Origin of the sequence: Streptomyces sp. NPDC057002 (assembly GCF_042673825.1) — a bacterium.
GTDB lineage: Bacteria > Actinomycetota > Actinomycetes > Streptomycetales > Streptomycetaceae > Streptomyces.
The window spans coordinates 843605-860065 of record NZ_JBHURZ010000004.1 but is presented as its reverse complement, the minus strand read 5'-3'; the positions used below and the strand labels follow the sequence as shown (position 1 = coordinate 860065).

Annotated in this window: 15 protein-coding genes and 3 tRNA genes; 9 read left to right on the top strand and 9 right to left on the bottom strand. The window is 71.3% G+C overall.

The genetic code is table 11. The features are described from left to right. Positions 1-3: 3 nt before the first annotated feature. Positions 4-834, bottom strand: coding sequence for a M23 family metallopeptidase (locus tag ACFT32_RS23950; RefSeq protein WP_382492585.1), 831 nt, complete (start codon positions 832-834; stop codon positions 4-6). A gap of 28 nt (positions 835-862) precedes the next feature. After that, positions 863-1363, bottom strand: a complete 501-nt coding sequence (locus tag ACFT32_RS23945; RefSeq protein ID WP_382492582.1) for an ArsR/SmtB family transcription factor — start codon at positions 1361-1363, stop codon at positions 863-865. Between the two features lie 162 nt (positions 1364-1525). Here ACFT32_RS23945 and ACFT32_RS23940 point away from each other — a divergent pair, with 162 nt between their 5' ends. Continuing rightward, positions 1526-2104, top strand: a complete 579-nt coding sequence (locus tag ACFT32_RS23940; RefSeq protein ID WP_382492581.1) for a hypothetical protein — start codon at positions 1526-1528, stop codon at positions 2102-2104. A 97-nt stretch (positions 2105-2201) separates the two neighbouring features. Here ACFT32_RS23940 and purL read toward each other — a convergent pair whose 3' ends face one another. The 3 genes from purL to purS are packed head-to-tail and all read right to left on the bottom strand — an operon-like array spanning position 2202 to position 5397. Beyond that, on the bottom strand, positions 2202-4460 hold the full coding sequence (gene purL / locus ACFT32_RS23935) for a phosphoribosylformylglycinamidine synthase subunit PurL (protein ID WP_382492578.1): 2259 nt from the start codon (positions 4458-4460) through the stop codon (positions 2202-2204). Then, complete coding sequence (purQ, locus tag ACFT32_RS23930) at positions 4457-5137, bottom strand: phosphoribosylformylglycinamidine synthase subunit PurQ (protein WP_184593580.1); 681 nt, start codon at positions 5135-5137, stop codon at positions 4457-4459. Before purQ ends, purL begins: the two co-directional genes overlap by 4 nt. Then, a complete protein-coding gene (purS, locus tag ACFT32_RS23925; protein WP_010045045.1) occupies positions 5134-5397 on the bottom strand; it encodes a phosphoribosylformylglycinamidine synthase subunit PurS in 264 nt (87 codons plus the stop codon). The genes purQ and purS overlap by 4 nt, the downstream gene beginning before the upstream one ends. Positions 5398-5664: 267 nt before the next feature. Here purS and ACFT32_RS23920 point away from each other — a divergent pair, with 267 nt between their 5' ends. From ACFT32_RS23920 to ACFT32_RS23885, 8 genes are all read left to right on the top strand, one after another. Next, a complete protein-coding gene (locus tag ACFT32_RS23920; RefSeq protein WP_193483505.1) occupies positions 5665-5982 on the top strand; it encodes an Lsr2 family protein in 318 nt (105 codons plus the stop codon). A 134-nt stretch (positions 5983-6116) separates the two neighbouring features. Next, a tRNA-Gly gene (locus ACFT32_RS23915) sits at positions 6117-6188 on the top strand. An 81-nt stretch (positions 6189-6269) separates the two neighbouring features. Continuing rightward, positions 6270-6342 (top strand) — tRNA-Gly (locus ACFT32_RS23910). Between the two features lie 130 nt (positions 6343-6472). Beyond that, on the top strand, positions 6473-7444 hold the full coding sequence (locus ACFT32_RS23905) for an ABC transporter ATP-binding protein (RefSeq protein WP_382492574.1): 972 nt from the start codon (positions 6473-6475) through the stop codon (positions 7442-7444). Beyond that, a complete protein-coding gene (locus tag ACFT32_RS23900; RefSeq protein WP_382492572.1) occupies positions 7441-8256 on the top strand; it encodes an ABC transporter permease in 816 nt (271 codons plus the stop codon). The genes ACFT32_RS23905 and ACFT32_RS23900 overlap by 4 nt, the downstream gene beginning before the upstream one ends. Positions 8257-8278: 22 nt before the next feature. Beyond that, positions 8279-9592, top strand: a complete 1314-nt coding sequence (locus tag ACFT32_RS23895; protein WP_382492571.1) for a sensor histidine kinase — start codon at positions 8279-8281, stop codon at positions 9590-9592. Beyond that, complete coding sequence (locus ACFT32_RS23890) at positions 9589-10209, top strand: response regulator (protein ID WP_382492568.1); 621 nt, start codon at positions 9589-9591, stop codon at positions 10207-10209. The genes ACFT32_RS23895 and ACFT32_RS23890 overlap by 4 nt, the downstream gene beginning before the upstream one ends. A 22-nt stretch (positions 10210-10231) precedes the next feature. Beyond that, positions 10232-10307 (top strand) — tRNA-Gly (locus ACFT32_RS23885). 41 nt (positions 10308-10348) lie between these two features. Here ACFT32_RS23885 and ACFT32_RS23880 read toward each other — a convergent pair. From ACFT32_RS23880 to purD, 4 genes are all read right to left on the bottom strand, one after another. Further along, positions 10349-11248: a phosphoribosylaminoimidazolesuccinocarboxamide synthase gene (locus ACFT32_RS23880; protein ID WP_382492567.1), complete on the bottom strand. Its 900-nt coding sequence runs from the start codon at positions 11246-11248 to the stop codon at positions 10349-10351. Between the two features lie 69 nt (positions 11249-11317). Continuing rightward, the gene (locus ACFT32_RS23875) at positions 11318-12793 is read right to left on the bottom strand and encodes a N,N-dimethylformamidase beta subunit family domain-containing protein (RefSeq protein ID WP_382492564.1); all 1476 of its coding nucleotides are present in this window, start codon (positions 12791-12793) and stop codon (positions 11318-11320) included. Between the two features lie 243 nt (positions 12794-13036). Next, a complete protein-coding gene (locus tag ACFT32_RS23870) occupies positions 13037-14851 on the bottom strand; it encodes a hypothetical protein (RefSeq protein WP_382492777.1) in 1815 nt (604 codons plus the stop codon). Positions 14852-15171: 320 nt separating this feature from the next. Further along, a complete protein-coding gene (purD, locus tag ACFT32_RS23865) occupies positions 15172-16422 on the bottom strand; it encodes a phosphoribosylamine--glycine ligase (RefSeq protein WP_382492561.1) in 1251 nt (416 codons plus the stop codon). Positions 16423-16461 lie beyond the last annotated feature (39 nt).

Genomic DNA, 16461 nt, shown 5'->3' with positions numbered 1-16461 from the left:
AGCCTAGGCGCGGGCTGTGACAGTGGGTGCCTCGAAGGTCTCGCCGTTGCGGGGCACACCGATGCCGCTCCAGGTGAAGGGGAGTCCGCGGGCCGCGTCCGGGTCCGGGGCGTCCATCAGCTGGAAGTGGAGGTGTGGCTCGGAGGAGTTGCCGGAGTTGCCGCAGCGGGCGAGCGGCTGTCCGGCCCGGACGCGGTCGCCCTCGCGGACGGTGAGGGAGCCGCGTCGCAGGTGGGCGTAGGCGGCGTAGGTGCCGTTGCCGAGGTCCAGGACTATGTGGTTGCCGAGGATGCGGCTGACGCCGGCCATCTCCCGTACCGAGCCTTCGGCGAGCATCAGGTACAGCAGGCCGAGCAGTGAGTTGCGGCTGAGGTGGTCGCGCTGCCCGTCCGCGGCCCGTACGACCGTGGCGTCGGCGACCGCGAGGATCTCGGCGCCGAAGGCCGGGAAGTCCTGGGGGCGGCGAGCCAGCGGCCACAGCCACCGGAAGGCGGGGCGGGAGCCAGGCTCGGGCTCGGCGAGGATGTCGATGGCGTACGTCTGCCCGTGGGCGTGGATGCCGTGGCTAGGGGTGCGGTCGGCCGGGCTGTTCAGCGCGGACCAGCGGCCGGTCACGGGCGGGGCGACTTCGAGGGGTTCCCTGGCCCGGCGCGTGCTGTCCGGGGCGCCGCCCCACCGGTTGGCGACGGTGACGACGGCGTACGCGAGGAGCAGCACCAGGCAGTTCCACAGGATGGGGTAGCCCCAGCCGAGGCAGATGTGGGCGATCACCAGGCCGATGAAGGCCAGTTGCAGGCCCTGGAAGGCCACCGTGCCGAGCTTGTGTGCGGACATCCCGTCCCCCGTTTCCCGGTTCTCGCTGCTATGGCCTGGCCGTCGCCACCGCCACCAGCAGCGGTACGACGCGCTGGGCCGGCACCTCGTAGCGGCCCCGGCCGGTGGTGTGCAGCCAGCCGGTGCCGGTGAGCTGGCGCAGGTGGTGGTAGATCTGGCCGGTCGTGCCGACCTCGTCCAGCTCGGCGAGTTCCGCCGCGGTGCGCCGGCCGCCGAGGATCTCGCGGAGCAGCCGGAGCCGGACCGGGTGGCCGAGCGCCGCGAACGACTCGGCGGCCGCCGTCCAGTCCTCCTCCAGGAGCCCCTCTGTCAGGGCTCCCATCTGCCACGCGTACGGCTCGCCCGTCGGCAGACGCACGGAGCCGGTGTAGAGGACGCCTCCGTCGGTGGCCCCCAGTTCGGCCAGCTGCTCCCTCAGCCCGTTCAGGGCCCAGAAGTCGCTCTCGTCGAGACGGGGTCCGGCGCGGCGGGCGCCTTCCAGGGCCGCCAGCCGGCGCTCCAGGTCGGCGACGCGTGCTTCGAGTTCCACTCCTCTGAGATTACGGAACTACGTAATATCGTGCAACCTGACGCGCAAAAGATCTGGCACAAGGCGGGTGTACGCGGGTAGAACCGCTCAGTTGCCACATCGCCGGAGTCTGGAGACAGCGTGTCGAATCACCATGGGTTACAGGTGACTCCCAAGCCGCGTATGGGGCACAGGGCCGGGATCCTGACCCGCGCCCTGATGGCGGTGATCACTCGGCGCCCGCTCGGCACACCGCCGGGCACAACGGCGATCCGGCACTCCTCCGAAGTCCGCTCCATGGTCACGGTCCTGACCTTGACGGAGATCCCGCTGGCCTTCCTCGTCTCCGAGATCCTTCCGCCGGCCGGCCGGATTCCGCACGCGGTGCTGGAGCTCGCGCTGATCCTCACCGGCTTCGGCGTCCTGGTCACCATGGCCCGCAGCCCGCACACCGTCTCGGCCGACCGGGTCGCGCTGCGCACCGGGTTCATGGGCGGCCTGGAGCTGCCGCGCCCGATGGTGCGGTCGGCGAACCGGTCCATGCGGACGATCGAGGGACGAGGCTTGCGTCGCGTGCCGAATGAGCCCTCGGCCGTGGCGTGCTCGATCGGCGGCTCCGTCAATGTGCGGGTCCTCCTGGCGGAGCCCGTGCCGGTCGAGCTGGACGACGGTCACAGCTTCGACGTCGACACGGTCTACATCTCGGCGGACGCGCCCGAGGCGATCACCCGGGCCCTGAAGAACAGCGCGATGCACCCGTGACGACGCAGACGAACCGGCATTCCGGCCTGCTCCCCTGAAAGACACCTGTGCCCCGCCGAGTGGGACCTCGACGGGGCACCGGCATGACTGCCTCGGGTCAGGCCAGCAGCGCCGGAATCGTCGCCTCGTGCGTCTCGCGCAGCTCGGACAGGGTGAGAGCGAACTCGCCCTGGACGTCCACGGAGTCACCGTCGACGACACCGATGCGGGTGGCCGGGAGGCCCCGCGCACCGCACATGTCGTTGAAGCGGAGCTCCTCGGAGCGCGGCACGGCCACGACCGCGCGGCCCGCCGACTCGGAGAAGAGGAAGGTGAAGGCGTCCAGACCGTCCGGGACGATCAGGCGGGCGCCCTTGCCGCCCAGCAGCGCCGACTCGACGACCGCCTGGATCAGACCGCCGTCGGACAGGTCGTGCGCGGAGTCGATCATGCCGTCGCGGGAGGCGGCGATCAGGATCTCGGCGAGCAGCCGCTCGCGCTCCAGGTCGACCTTGGGCGGCAGGCCGCCGAGGTGGTCGTGCACGACCTGGGACCAGGCCGAACCGCCGAACTCCTCACGCGTGTCACCGAGGACGTAGAGCAGCTGCCCCTCCTCCTGGAAGGCGACCGGCGTGCGGCGGGCCACGTCGTCGATCACGCCGAGGACCGCGACCACCGGGGTCGGGTGGATGGCGGCCTCGCCCGTCTGGTTGTAGAGGGAGACATTGCCGCCGGTCACCGGGGTGCCCAGCTGCTGACAGGCGTCGGCCAGACCGCGCACGGCCTCCGCGAACTGCCACATCACCGCCGGGTCCTCGGGCGAGCCGAAGTTCAGGCAGTCGGAGACGGCGAGCGGCTTCGCGCCGGTCGTGGCGACATTGCGGTACGCCTCCGCCAGCGCCAACTGGGCGCCGTGGTACGGGTCCAGCTTCGCGTACCGGCCGTTGCCGTCGGTCGCGAGGGCCACGCCGAGGCCGGACTCCTCGTCGATCCGGATCATGCCGGAGTCCTCGGGCTGGGCGAGAACCGTGTTGCCCTGCACGAAGTGGTCGTACTGCGAGGTGATCCAGGACTTGGAGGCCTGGTTCGGGGAGCCGACCAGCTTCAGGACCTGGTCCTTCAGCTCAACCGAAGTCGTGGGCCTGGGCAGCTTGTTCGCGTCGTCCGCCTGGAGCGTGTCCTGCCAGGACGGGCGGGCGTACGGGCGCTCGTAGACCGGGCCCTCATGGGCGACCGTGCGCGGGTCGACGTCGACGATCTTGCCGCCGTGCCAGTAGATCTCCAGGCGGTCGCCGTCGGTCACCTCACCGATGACGGTGGCGATGACGTCCCACTTCTCGCAGATCTCCAGGAAGCGGTCGACCTTCTCCGGCTCGACGACCGCGCACATGCGCTCCTGCGACTCGCTCATGAGGATTTCCTCGGGCGAGAGCGTCGAGTCGCGCAGCGGGACGTCGTCCAGGGTGACGCGCATACCGCCGGAGCCGTTGGAGGCGAGCTCGGAGGTTGCGCAGGAAAGACCGGCCGCACCGAGGTCCTGGATGCCGACGACCAGCTTCTCGGCGAAGGCCTCCAGGGTGCACTCGATGAGCAGCTTCTCCTGGAAGGGGTCGCCGACCTGCACGGCCGGGCGCTTCGACGGCTTGGCGTCGTCGAAGGTCTCGGAGGCCAGGATCGAGGCGCCGCCGATGCCGTCACCGCCCGTGCGAGCCCCGTACAGGATGACCTTGTTGCCCGCGCCGGACGCCTTCGCGAGGTGGATGTCCTCGTGCCGCATGACGCCGATGGCACCGGCGTTGACCAGCGGGTTGCCCTGGTAGCAGGAGTCGAAGACGACCTCGCCGCCGATGTTGGGCAGCCCCAGGCAGTTGCCGTAGCCGCCGATGCCGGCGACGACACCCGGCAGCACGCGCTTGGTGTCGGGGTGGTCGGCCGCACCGAAGCGCAGCGGGTCGACGACGGCGACGGGCCGCGCGCCCATGGCGATGATGTCGCGGACGATGCCGCCGACACCCGTGGCCGCGCCCTGGTAGGGCTCCACGTACGACGGGTGGTTGTGCGACTCGACCTTGAAGGTGACCGCGTAGCCCTGGCCGACGTCCACGACACCGGCGTTCTCGCCGATGCCGACGAGCAGCGCGTCGCTCTGCGGTGCCTTCTCGCCGAACTGGCGCAGGTGCACCTTCGACGACTTGTACGAGCAGTGCTCGGACCACATGACGGAGTACATGGCGAGCTCGGCCCCGGTGGGCCGGCGGCCGAGGATCTCCACGACCCGCTCGTACTCGTCCTTCTTCAGGCCGAGTTCGGCCCAGGGCAGCTCGACGTCGGGGGTCTCGGCCGCGTGCTCGACCGTGTCCAGAGGCGTCCGGCTCATGCGTTGACCAGCTTCTTGAGGATCGAGGTGAAGAACGGGAGGCCGTCGGTACGGCCCGTACCGATCAGCTGCTCGACGGCGTGCTCGGGGTGCGGCATGAGGCCGACCACGTTTCCGGCCGCGTTGCTGACGCCGGCGATGTCCCGCTGCGAGCCGTTGGGGTTGAAGTCGAGGTACCGGAACGCGACACGGCCCTCGGCCTCGAGCTGGTCGAGGGTGTAGGCGTCGGCGACGTACTGCCCGTCGTTGTTCTTCAGCGGGATGTGGATCTCCTGGCCGGCCGTGTAGTCGGTGGTCCAGGAGGTCTCGGCGTTCTCCACCCGCAGCTTCTGGTCACGGCAGATGAAGTGCAGGTGGTCGTTGCGCAGCATCGTGCCCGGCAGCAGATGGGCCTCGGTGAGGATCTGGAAGCCGTTGCAGATGCCGAGCACCGGCAGACCGGCCTTCGCCTGCTCCAGCAGGGGCTCCATCACCGGCGAGAAACGGGCGATGGCCCCGGCGCGCAGATAGTCGCCATAGGAGAAACCACCGCACAGCACCACGGCGTCGACCTGCTTGAGGTCCTTGTCCTTGTGCCAGAGGGCGACCGGCTCGGCGCCCGCGACCCGGATCGCGCGCTGCGTGTCCCGGTCGTCCAGACTGCCGGGAAAAGTGACGACGCCAATACGAGCGGTCACTTCACGGCCTCCGCGACTTCCTCGACCCGGACGGTGAAGTCCTCGATCACGGTGTTCGCGAGGAAGGACTCCGCAAGATCGTGAATGCGGGCGAGGGCGGCCTCGTCGACCGGCCCGTCAACTTCCAGTTCGAAACGCTTTCCCTGGCGGACGTCCGAGATCCCCTCGAAACCCAGCCGCGGCAGTGCGCGCTGCACCGCCTGGCCCTGGGGGTCGAGGATCTCCGGCTTGAGCATGACGTCGACTACGACGCGTGCCACTGGCACTCCCGGTGTGTGGTGCTGAGCAGGTCCCTTCAGACTACCCGCCCAAAATTTCTACGCGCGTCGACTTGTAGGAAACTACGTGACGGTCATCACGATCCGGCATCGTCGGGTCCACACACGAAAATTTCCGGGAAAGATTCCGGGTCGTCACCCGAAACCTATTGCGTTCGGACACGCGGAAGGATTTAGTCGGGCTTCACAATGCATTGAACGGCACTGTACAAATGAATTGGCAAGTGCCGCAGGAAGGGACCGATATTCGTGGCGCAGAAGGTCGTGGTCACTCTCTTTGACGACATCGACGGCTCGGAAGCGGCGGAAACGATCGCTTTCGGACTGGACGGCAAGTCGTACGAGATCGACCTGAACGAAGGCAATGCCGACGAACTGCGGAAGGCGCTCGCGCCTTACGTGGAGGCCGGCCGCAAGCGGTCCCGCTCGGGCAAGGCGTACCGGCAGACGGAGGTCGCCCCCGACCCCTCGGCCGTACGGGCCTGGGCCCAGGCCAACAAGATGGAGGTCCCCGCGCGCGGGCGCATCCCCAAGAAGGTCTACGAGGCGTTCACGGCCGCGCAGTGACGGCCCCGTGAGCCCCGCCCGACGGCCGGCCATCCGCCCCTCACGGCAACCGACTTGCGCAGCACCCCGGCTGATCAGTTAGAGTCTGGAGCACGCCGAGGGGCGAGGCCGAAAGGCCCAGCTCACGGAAACATGCGGGTGTAGTTCAGTAGTAGAACATCCCCCTTCCAGGGGGAAGGCGCAGTGTGCGATTCCTGTCACCCGCTCTGCATCGCCGTACCGACCACTCCTGTGGATCAGGTAGGCTGGTGCCCGCACCGATCGGTGAGAGCCGGTCGGGGGCAATTGCGGACGTAGCTCAGCTGGTAGAGCGCAACCTTGCCAAGGTTGAGGTCGCGAGTTCGAACCTCGTCGTCCGCTCGGGAATGAGACCCCGGTCCTTCAGGACCGGGGTCTTTTCGTGTTCATCGCGGGTTCGTCTGACATTTGTCATGCCGAGTGATGACAACGCGCACTGCCGAGCGGCCCGCCGGGGCGGAACGCTGAAGGCATGGAAAACAACGGACGCGAACACGTGATTGAGGTCACTGACCTGCGGCGTGTGTACGGGGGCGGGTTCGAGGCGGTGAGCGGAATCAGCTTTTCCGTCCGCCGTGGGGAGATCTTCGCGCTGCTGGGCACCAACGGCGCGGGCAAGACGTCGACCGTCGAACTGCTGGAGGGGCTCGCGGCGCCGGCGGACGGCCGGGTGCGGGTCCTCGGGCACGACCCGTACACCGAGCGGGCGCTCGTCCGGCCCCGCACCGGCGTCATGCTCCAGGAAGGCGGCTTCCCGTCCGAGCTGACCGTCGCGGAGACCACGCGGATGTGGGCGGGGTGCGTGAGCGGAGCCCGGCCGCCGGCGGAGGTCCTCGCGCTGGTCGGACTGGAGTCGAAGGCCGGCGTCCGGGTCAAGCAGTTGTCCGGCGGGCAGCGGCGCCGCCTGGATCTGGCGCTCGCCCTGCTCGGCCACCCCGAGGTGCTCTTCCTGGACGAGCCGACCACCGGACTGGACGTCGAAGGCCGGCGGGAGACGTGGGAGTTGGTGAGCGCGCTGCGAGACGGCGGCACGACGGTGCTGCTGACCACGCACTACCTGGAGGAGGCCGAGAACCTCGCCGACCGGCTGGCGATCATGCACGAGGGCCGCATCGCCGCCACCGGGACCCCGGCCGAGGTGACCGCCGCCGAGCCGTCGCGGATCTCCTTCGAACTGCCCGACGGCTACTTCGTGGGCGATCTGCCGCCGCTCGGGGAGCTGGGCGTGACCGGGCACGAGACCGACGGCCGGATCGTCCGGCTCCGCACCCATGAACTGCAGCGCGCGGCCACCGGTCTGCTGCTGTGGGCCGAGCGGGCCCGGGTGGAACTGCGCCGCCTGGACGTGCGGTCTGCCTCCCTGGAGGAGGCGTTCCTCGGGATCGCCAAGGAGGCATCGGCGGGGCGGACCCCGGCAAGGACGACGAAGGAGTACGCGGCATGAGTGCCACCCACACGACGCCCGGCCCGGCGACCGGCACGAGAGCCGCGGGCACCACGCCGATGAGCCGCATGACGGCACTCGCCCGCGCCGAGCTGACCCTGCTCGGGCGGAGCAGGGGCGCGCTCGTCGCCGCGCTGTTCGTGCCGCTGGTGATGCCGGTCAGCGTGCGGTCGGCGGCCCCGGAGATGGACCTCGCGGAGGCGGGGCTGGACGCCGGAACCCTGGTGCTGCCCGCCGCGGTCGGCTTCTCCCTGCTGTTCGCCGTCTACTCGGTGCTCGTCGGCGTCTTCGTCGTCCGGCGTGAGGAACTCGTCCTCAAGCGGCTGCGCACCGGTGAGCCGCGGGACGCCGAGATCCTGGCCGGCTCCGCCACGCCCGCCGCCGTCACCGGGCTCGTGCAGTGCCTGCTGCTCGCGGCGGGCTGCACCGTGCTGCTGGACATGTCCGCACCGTCCGCGCCCCATCTGGCCGTCGTGGGCCTGCTGTTGGGGATCGTGCTGTGCGCCGCCCTCGCCGCGGTCACCGCCGGTTTCACCCGGACCGGCGAGAGCGCACAGGTCACGCCCATGCCGCTGCTGGTCCTCTCGATGATGGGCTCCGGCATGTTCGTCCCGCTGGAGCTGCTGCCGGACCGGCTGGCCTCCCTGTGCGAACTGCTGCCGCTGACGCCCGTCGTCACCCTGGTGCGCGGCGGCTGGACCGGCGACCTGTCGGCGTACGAGGCGCTGGGCGCCGTGGCGACGGCGGTGGCCTGGACCGTCGTGTCGGTGTTTGCTGGACGACGGTGGTTCCGCTGGGAACCGCGGCGCTGACCGGAGGGGGAGGGACGGGCTGATGCGCGGGCCGGGTGGGTGGTGGCGGCGGCAGACCACGCCGGAGAAGGTCGAGACGTACACGCGGTGGTCCTTCCAGTCCTTCGCGGTGACCGAGTTCGTCATGGTCGGGCTCTTGGCCCTGGTCCCGCTGGGGAAGTGGCTCGGGACCGGGCTGCTGCTCATGTCGGCTGTGCACGCCGCGGTCTGCCTGGTCACCGTGTCGCGGTCACTGGACTGGACGCGCGGCAGGCGGCGGCAGCCCGTCCGGCTGCTGTGGACGCTGGGCGCCGTGACCGCCGTGATCGGCGCCGTCGCGATCGGCATCGCCGACCACGGGCCGGGCGGCGAGAGCGTGGACAACGCCGCGAACGGGGCCGTCGGGGTCGTCGGCATCATCGGGATCGGCACCATCGCCCTAGGTGTCCGCCGGCGGCGGCATGTGTTCGCGATCGTCGTGGGCTTCGCGTCGGTCTCCTGGCTCGTGGCGCTCACCCGGGGCGCCCCGCTGGGCGAATCGCTCTTCACGGCGTTGATGGCGCTGCTCGCCGGCGGAGTACTCGCCTTCACGGCCGTCGTCTCCGTGTGGCTGCTCGACATCGTCTACGAGCTCGACGAGGCACGCGAGACCCGGACCCGGCTCGCCGTCGCCGAGGAGCGGCTCCGGTTCGGGCGTGATCTGCACGACGTCATGGGGCGGAACCTCGCCGTGATCGCGCTCAAGAGCGAACTGGCCGTGCAGCTGGCCCAGCGGGGACGGCCGGAGGCCGTGGCACAGATGGTCGAGGTGCAGCGGCTCGCGCACGAGTCGCAGCGCGAGGTGCGGGAGGTCGTCCGCGGCTACCGCGAGGCCGACCTCGGGACGGAACTCGCCGGGGCGCAAGGGGTGCTGGCCGCGGCCGGCATCGACTGCACGGTGAGCGGGGCGACGGCGGCCGGGCTGCCGGTCGCGGTGCAGTCCGCCCTGGGGTGGGTGGTGCGGGAGGCCGCGACGAATGTCCTGCGGCACGGGGACGCGCGGCGGTGTGCGGTGCGGCTGCGGGTGGTGGAGGGGTGCGTGGTGCTGTCGGTGGAGAACGACGGGGTGGAGAGCAATGGGAAGGAGGGCGATGGGGTGGCCACAGGGGCCGGGGCGATCAGCTCTTCCGGCTCGGGGATCGCCGGGTTGCGGGAGCGGCTTGCGGAGATCGACGGGACGTTGGAGGCAGGGCCCGCGGGGCGGGGGCTGTTCCGGCTGACGGCGGAGATTCCGCTGCCGTCGGCAGCCGGCCCTGCTGACCCCTCCGGCCCGGCGTCCGTCGCCACCGTGGGCCCTGTGGGTGAGGTCACACCATGACCGCAGTAGAGCCCGTACGGCTGCTGCTCGCCGACGACGAGCACCTCATCCGCGGGGCGCTCGCCGCGCTGCTGTCGCTGGAGGACGACCTCATGGTCGTCGCCGAGGCGGCCACCGGGCCGGAGGCGATGGCGATGGCCCGCGCTCACGAGCCCGACGTCGCCGTACTGGATCTCCAGATGCCCGGCGCCGACGGTGTGAAGGTCGCCACATCCCTGCGCGCCGAACTGCCCGGCTGCAAGGTGCTCATCGTCACCAGCCACGGGCGGCCCGGGCATCTGAAGCGGGCGCTGGAGGCCGGGGTGCGGGGGTTCGTGCCGAAGACCGTGAGCGCGCAGCGGCTCGCGGAGCTCATCCGTACCGTGCACGCCGGCAACCGTTACGTCGACCCGGAGTTGGCCGCCGACGCGATCGCCGCCGGGGACTCTCCGCTGACCGCGCGGGAGGCCGAGGTACTGGAACTCGCCGCCGACGGGGCACCCGTGGCGGAGATCGCCGAGCGGGCCGCGCTGTCGCAGGGGACCGTGCGGAACTATCTGTCGTCGGCGGTGTCGAAGCTCGGGGCGGAGAACCGGCATGCGGCGGTGCGGCTCGCACGGGAGCGAGGTTGGGTATAGTGGTTCTCGCGCCACGGCGCATGCGAACGTAGCTCAGTTGGTAGAGCGCAACCTTGCCAAGGTTGAGGTCGCGAGTTCGAACCTCGTCGTTCGCTCCAGCGAGAAGCCCCCCGGTTCCGGCCGGGGGGCTTCTGTGTGTTCAGGACCAGGTCAGGCCCGTCAGGCGCTCGTACGCCTCCACGTACTTGGCGCGGGTGGCGTCGACGACCTGCTGCGGCAGCGCGGGCGGGGGCTGCTCGCTCTTGCGGTCCCAGCCGGACTCCGCCGAGGTCAGCCAGTCGCGCACGAACTGCTTGTCGTACGACGGCTGCGCGCGGCCCGGCTGCCACTGGTCGGCCGGCCAGAAACGGGAGGAGTCCGCGGTGAGGACCTCGTCCGCGAGGACCAGGTCGTCGCCGTCGAAGCCGAACTCGAACTTCGTGTCCGCGAGGATGATGCCCCGCTCCCGGGCGATGTCCCGGCCCCGGGCGTAGACGGCGAGGGTCGCCTGGCGCAGTCGGGCCGCGGTGTCCGCGCCGACCTGGCGGGCGACCTCCTCGTAGGAGACGTTCTCGTCGTGCTCGCCTACGGCGGCCTTGGTGGCCGGGGTGAAGATCGGCCCGGGCAGTTCGCTGCCGTCGACCAGGCCCTCGGGGAGGGCGAGGCCGCAGACCGTGCGGGTCTCGTTGTACTCGACCAGGCCCGAGCCGGTGAGGTACCCGCGGGCCACGCACTCCACGGGGACCATTTGCAGGGACTTGCAGACCAGCGTGCGGCCCGCCCAGTCGGCGGGGGCGCCGGCGGGCAGTTCGGTGCTCAGGACGTGGTTCGGCACCAGGTCGGCGAGCTGGTCGAACCACCACAGGGAGAGCTGCGTGAGGACCCGGCCCTTGTCCGGGATCTCGGTCGGCAGCACCCAGTCGTACGCGGAGATGCGGTCGCTGGCGACCATCACGAGGTCGCCCGCCTCGTTCTGGTACAGCTCGCGCACCTTGCCGGTGTGCAGATGCACCAGACCCGGAACCTGGATCGGCTCGGGCTTTTCGACGAATCCGGACACGGTTCCTCCCCGTGGTTCTGTCCAATGGCTTGATTCTCCCGTATGCGGGAGGTGATCACGGACAGCGGGTCAGTCGCGTTTGCAGATGCGGTCCAGGAGGTTTGCGGTGGCGCGCTGGATGCGGGGGTCGACGTGGCCCGGGCGGTCCAGGGCCGGGGTCCAGGCGAACGTTCCTGATGCGAAGACCCAGGCGCCGGATGGGGCGCGGTAGAGAGATGTCTCCTGGTGGCGCTGGGCGCCTTCCTTGTCGGTGTACGGGGAGTGCGCGAGCAGCATGCGCTCCTCGTGCTCGGGCAGCGGGGTGCGCGGGAAGTAGCGGTCGGCCTCGCCCGCGACCAGGTCGGCGATCTCGTCGCCCTCGTGCGCCCCGGACGCCTCCCACAGCCAGTGACCGGCGTTGCGCACGATCAGGGGCTGCGGCTCCGGGACGTGCCCCGCGTACTGGATGCCGATGAGCTGCTGCTCCGCCCGGTCGATCTCCCGCCACAGCACCGGCTTCCCCGGGCCCCTGCGCTTGCGGCAGGTCAGCAGGCGGTCGGGGACGCCGGACGGGGAGGGGCCCAGTTCCACCTGCCAGTACATGGAGTTGGCGGAGAGGAAGACGAGCGAGGTGCCGGCGTCGCGGGCGAGCTCCACACTGCCGCGCATGGCGGCCGACCAGTACTCGTCGTGGCCCGGGAAGACCAGGCCGCGGTAGTGGGCGGGGTCCACGCGGCCCGCGTGCAGATCGCTCGCCGTCGCGTAGGCGATGTCGTAGCCGTAGCGCTCGGCCCAGCGGATGAAGTCGTAGGCGTGGCCGACATGGAGGGGGAGGCCGGCGCCCGCGTACGGACGGTCGAAGGAGACCGTGGTCGCGGCCTCCGACTCGCCGAGCAGCCGGCCCTTCTCGTCCCAGGCGTGGTAGAGGCTGGCGCCGGTGCGGCCGTCCTCCGGGTAGAGGTTGTACGCCTGCCAGGTGATGTCGGGCAGGACGAGGAGCAGGTCGGCGGGCTGGTCGTGGCGGACCGTGAACGGGACGTGGGAGCGGTAGCCGCCCGCGGTGGTGAGGACTGCGACGTACGCGCCGATGTTCCAGTACGAGGGGACCTGGAGCCGCCAGGACAGCCACCAGTGGTGGCAGGAGACCGTACGGTCCGCGGTGAGCGGCGCGGGCTGCACGATGCCGGACAGCCGCGGGCTGGTCGTGATCTTGGCGGCGCCGTCACCGCCGTAGTGGCCGATGCGATAGATGTCGACGCCGAACTCCTGGGGCGGGTCGACGGTGATGTGGAAGTCGATGGCCTCGCCGGGCGCGACCGCGCCGGTGGAGGTGAAGCCCTTGATCTGGCGGTTGACGTCGTCGGCCGCGCGGGGGCCGTTGGAGCGGGTGGCCTTCCTCGGGGCGTGGGGCGCGTCCTGGTCCACGTACCAGGGGACGACCTGGCCGGTGTCGTCGAAGTACGTCACGGTGCCGCGCAGCCATGGGACGGGTCCCTGCCCGAAGGGATCCGTCACGGCGTGCGCCAGCGCTCCCGACTCCCAGCGGCGGATCTGCTCCGAAGCCATGGCTGTTTCCCCTCCCCTTCGCCCCCGTGGTGGTGCCTGCCGGTGTGATGCGTGCGGTCTGTCCGTGAACGCGTGGTGAGCGCGTGGTGAGTGCGTCCCCTGCGGTGCCGTCGCGCTTATGTGCTTGTCGTATGTCGTCAGCCCTTGCCATGCGCGCGAACGGTCTAAGCACATCACATAACGCACGCACTTCGTCACTGTTCGTTTCGAATTGGCCAGAAGTGGAAGCAGGTGCTCCGGCGGTCAGACGAGCCGGACCGGCTTCTCCGGGCGTATCCCCAGCTCGGCAAGCCAGGCGCGCAAGGGGGTGGGGTCGCCCTCCTCGATCAGGGTGAGGATTTTGGGCGCGAGATCGGCGGTGCGCTCGCCGTTGTGGAGGAGCGTGGGGCCGTCCAGCCAGTCCAGGCCGGGCGTCGCTCCGGCGGTGTCCATCGCGGCACAGCAGATCATCGCCGTGAGGTGGTCGGCGAGCAGTTCACGGGCCGTGCGCGGGGGCTGGAGGGGAAAGAGGGGGAGGGCTCGGTCGTCCCAGAGGGCGAGGGGGTCCGGGGTGGCCTGGGAGCCGGCGGCCGGTGAGACCGTGATCGAGGAGGCGGCGCTGGAGGCTGCGGTCGACGGGCGGGGCGTCGCGGCGGCCTCTTCGCGGGCCAGTTCGGCGCTGAGGCCGGCGGCCAGGTTCGCGCTGCGCGGGGTGGTGCCGGAGAGGTCTTCTTCGTCTTCGTCGTCGTTGGGGGGAGGCGGTGGTTCCGGGGTTCTGGTGGGGAACGGAGGCGCTTCGCCGGCCGGGGCCGTCAGGTGGTCCAGGACGCGGGCCAGGGTCGGGCTGCTGGTGGCGGGGGCCGCGGGGCCGGCGGCGGGGCGGACGCCCATCGCGTCCAGGACGCGGTGCAGCCTGGCGGCGTCGATGCGCCATCTGCGGTCCACGACCTCCTCCGGATACTCGCTCCAGTCCACCGGCGACCAGTCGGGCCCGGGGCCTGCGGGGCCACCGTGGAAGAGCCGGGCGGCGAGGAGGGAGGCCGACTCGTCGACGACGCCCGGCTCCTCGAGCAGATCGCAGGCGGGCCGCTCCCCGAGACGGGACGCGAAGCCCTCGGCCAGGCGGTCGCGCCGGGACAGCTCCGTGAGCGCCGCCACCACGCCGGCGTCCAGCCGGGACGGCCAGCGGCCCATCCGCCAGGCGGGCAGCGCGACCCGGGTCAGCAGCCGGTCCCAGCCCGCGTACGCCAGGCCCACCTGCTCCTGGGCGACGATCCGCAGCCCGTAATCCACAGCCTGTGCACGCTCCGCGGCCGCGGCCGCCACGCCCCGCTCGAGCTCGGCGGCATGAAGGCGGCAACTGCGCAGCAGCAGCCGGGCCACCCAGCCGACGCCGGCCAGCACGGCCCGCGACACCGGGTCGCGGCGGGGCGCCGAGGTCACGGCCACCGCGGCGTCGAGGCCCCGGACGAAACGCCGGGCCGCGGCTATGTCCGGGTGGGCGGAGGGGCCCGTACCGGCGACGACCGGGGCGAGGACCGCGCGCAGCTCGCCGACCCGCATCCACCACAGGAAGGGCGAGCCGATGACGAGGACCGGCGCGACCGGGTGCCGACGGTGCGCGTGCTTCCCCGCGCCCGCTATGTCGTCGTGCTCCTCGGCCGGCGGCGGTCCGTGGGCCGGGTGGGTGCGGTCCTCCAGCCAGCTGTCGCAGTCCGGCGTGAGCGCTATCGCGGAGGGGGCGGGGACCTCGAGGCGGTCGGCCAGGTCGCGCACCATCCGGTACAGGTCGGGAGCCGCCTCCTCGGCGATCGGGACGGTCGGGCTCATGGCCGGACGGGCCCGGGCGACGACCAGGGCGATCCCGGCGGCGGCGAGCAGCACGAGGACGGCGACCGGGGTCAGGACCCAGCGGGCGGCGTCCCAGCCGGGGCCGACGAGACGGCCGGAGAAAGCCCCCGCGAGCAGGATCACGGCGACGGCAGCGGGCAACAGGGCGACGGCCAGCGCGCGGCTGCGGATGCGCAGCACGACCAGTGCTCGTGCCCGCGCGACCTGCGCTCCTGCCTCCACACCCATTCCGGTCACGACCGACCTCACCCCCTCCCCGTTGACCTGACGCTTTCCTTGCTCACTCCCCCACTGTGGCACCCGTCACTGACATCGCAATGCCGGTGGGCCAAGTGCCGGAACGCTTGCGCCGCACCCTAGTTGGGGCTCAGCCCCCCGTCAGCCGGATAGGGCATCGGTCACTCGATGGAATGGCTCTGGGGAGAGGTGGATGACGGAAAGCGAGGGTCAGGCCCGCACCTACCGAAAACTTCAGGCCCCGGATCCTGAGACGGATTCGGGGCCTGTGGGGTTCATCGGCGGCGGGGTGGTTTCCCCAGTCCTGAGGGTTACGCGCCTGCCGCCTTCGCGGCGATGTCCGTGCGGTGCTGGGAGCCGTCGAGGCGGATGCGGCCGACGGCCGTGTAGGCGCGGTCGCGGGCCTCGGTGAGGTCCTTGCCGGTGGCCGTGACGGACAGGACGCGGCCGCCCGCGCTGAGGATCGCGTCCCCGTCGCTCTTGGTGCCGGCGTGCAGGACGTACGCGTGCGGGGCGTCCTGGGCGGCGACCTCGTCGAGGCCGGTGATCGGGTCGCCGGTGCGCGGGGTGCCGGGATAGTTGTGCGAGGCGACGACCACGGTCACGGCCGCCTCGTCGCTCCAGCGCAGCGGCTCCAGGTGGGCGAGGTTGCCGGTGGCGGCGGCCATCAGGAGACCGGCCAGCGGGGTCTTCAGACGGGCCAGGACGACCTGGGTCTCCGGGTCGCCGAAACGGGCGTTGAACTCGATCACGCGGACACCGCGGGAGGTGATCGCGAGACCGGCGTAGAGCAGGCCGGAGAACGGCGTGCCACGGCGCTGCATCTCGTCCACGGTCGGCTGCAGGACCGTCTGCAGCACCTCGTCGACCAGCTTCGGGTCGGCCCACGGCAGCGGGGAGTACGCCCCCATGCCGCCCGTGTTCGGCCCCTCGTCGCCGTCCAGCGCGCGCTTGAAGTCCTGGGCGGGCTGGAGCGGCACGACCGTCTCGCCGTCGGTGACGGCGAACAGGGAGACCTCGGGGCCGTCGAGGTACTCCTCGATGACCACGCGCTCGCAGGCGGCGGCATGGGCCCGGGCCGCTTCGAGGTCGTCGGTGACGACGACGCCCTTGCCGGCGGCGAGGCCGTCGTCCTTGACGACGTACGGAGCGCCGAAGGCGTCGAGGGCCGTGTCGATCTCGTCCGCCGTGGTGCAGACGTACGAGCGTGCCGTGGGCACCTCGGCCGCCGCCATGACGTCCTTCGCGAAGGCCTTGGAGCCCTCGAGCCGGGCGGCCGGGCCGGACGGGCCGAAGACCGGGATGCCCGCCTCGCGCACGGCGTCGGCGACGCCGGCGACCAGCGGCGCCTCCGGTCCGACGACCACGAGCTCCGCGCCGAGCCGGGTGGCCAGCGCGGTGACGGCGGCGCCGTCAAGGGCGTCGACCTGGTGCAGCTCGGCGACCTCGGCGATGCCGGCGTTGCCGGGGGCGCAGTGCAGCGCGGTGACGTCGGGGTCGAGGGACAGCGAGTGACACAGGGCGTGTTCGCGGGCGCCGGTGCCGATGACGAGGACCTTCACGGGGGTCAGCCTAACGGGAAGCGCCGGGTTTTCTTTGTG